The following is a 1,252-nucleotide window of genomic DNA, read 5'->3' on the forward strand; positions in this document are numbered from 1 at the left end:
TTCATGATCTGGGCGTAGGTCCCGTTCTTGATCAGGATCTTGAACGAGTCGAGCAGCACGCCGCCCAGAGGTGAGTCTTTCTTCACCACGGCGCCCTGATAGATGTCCTTGAATCCGTTGGCCTGGCCGACGGCGGCCAGCTCGAGCTGACCGTTGGCTTGCTGAACGAAATAGGTCAAGGGAGCCTGTGAAGAGAAGAACCCGTCGGAGCGTTTCGACCGAACGGCCAAGATCGAGCTCGGCTGGTCGGTGAAGGACTGGACCTCAACAGCCGGATTGCCCGCCGCCACGCATTTTTCGGATTGTTCCTTGATGACCTTTTCCGCCGAGCCGCCGGCCATCACTGCGATGCGCTTGCCGCAAGACGCATCGAGCGACGTGATGCCCTTCGGATTGCCCTTCTCCACGGCGAAGACGACATATTCGCGCGCCCAGTCGATGAAGTCATTGGCCTTCTGGCGGTCGGGATAGTCTCCTACCGGGCCCATAGCGAACTGGTAGCGGCCGGAATTGATGCCGCTGAGCAGGGCCGGAAGGCCGGCCACGGATGCATGATCGATGGTGATCCCGAGCAATTCGCCGATGGCGATCGAGATATCGTTGGTCGCGCCGGTAAGTTCAGTTCCCGTGACGATTTCATAGGGAGGGAAGGAGCCGTTATTGACGGCGACCATCTTGCCGGCGTCGCGGATGTCCTGTGGCAGGCGCGCGCGCAACTCTTCATTTTGAGTCTGTTTCTGAATGTCCTGAGCCCATGCGGCGGTTGCGGCCAGAGCCGCCACCAGTGAGGTGAGAATGCGGATCGATTTCTTCACGGTACACTCCTCTGTGAATTGTTTCAGGCGGCGCCTGCGCGGCGCGTAGCTTCGAACGGAAAAAGCGAATGAGGCGTGAGCTCGGACTGCAGGATGCCCTGTTCACGCAATTCGGTAACGAAATCCTCGATCATCCTGAAATTCGCGTCCAGTCCGCTTTCGTTCCACGTCGGCGGCAAGTCCCGCGCCGAGCGCAGCAGTTCGTCGAACATCCACGGCGTCGTCTCGGCATATTTGCGTCGCTTCGAGGTCCAGAGCCGCTGACTTTCGTCGACAAGGCGGGTTAGTTCGTCGGCTAGCCATGGATGATCATGGACCAGCTTTGCCTTGACGGCTATTATGTGCATGCCGGGCACATATCCGACGTCATCGAAATAGGCTTTTTCGGCGGCTGCAAAATCCGGCAACAATTGACGAAGCCCCGCTCCGTTCTCGAA

Annotated in this window: 1 protein-coding gene and 1 pseudogene; both read right to left on the minus strand. The window is 58.9% G+C overall.

All coding sequences use genetic code 11. The annotated features are described in order from the left end of the window. A partial coding sequence (locus ACXJ5O_RS27385; RefSeq protein WP_457302658.1) for an ABC transporter substrate-binding protein occupies positions 1-785 on the minus strand: 785 nt, incomplete at its 3' end. Positions 786-838: 53 nt separating this feature from the next. After that, a pseudogene (locus ACXJ5O_RS27390) lies at positions 839-1,252 on the minus strand (nitrate ABC transporter substrate-binding protein); the annotation flags it as partial.

This window comes from Phyllobacterium sp. P5_D12 (assembly GCF_054049495.1).